Below are 294 nucleotides of genomic sequence, written 5' to 3'. Positions count from 1 at the left end.
GGACAAAACCTAAGCACCAAAGCAACATACCAACCGCCCGATAGGCGGTTTTTTTATGCCTGGAGGAAAGTATGGGCGCAGCGGCACAGATCGAAATCCACGGCGAGAAAGGTGGTACCAGTAAGCCTAAGTCGCCCACCGAAGCCAGCGACAGCCTGCGCTCTACCAACGTCGCCAAAATCCTGATCGCCATGGGGGAGGGGGAGTTCGACGAGGCTCCTACCGATTACACGATCAAGCTAGATGGCACACCAATCCGAGATGCAAGCGGCAACTACAACTTTCCGAACGTGA

Annotated in this window: 1 protein-coding gene; it reads left to right on the top strand. The window is 55.1% G+C overall.

Annotated elements, in window-relative coordinates; translation table 11 throughout:
• Positions 1 to 71: 71 nt before the first annotated feature.
• Positions 72 to 294 (top strand): hypothetical protein (locus KMS84_RS39905; protein WP_256921551.1); only part of this gene is annotated, 223 nt, incomplete at its 3' end.

It is taken from the genome of Streptomyces hilarionis, assembly GCF_024539675.1.
Taxonomy (GTDB): domain Bacteria; phylum Actinomycetota; class Actinomycetes; order Streptomycetales; family Streptomycetaceae; genus Streptomyces; species Streptomyces hilarionis.
The sequence above is the reverse complement of the archived record's forward strand: the minus strand, read 5'-3'. Positions and strand labels throughout refer to the sequence as shown.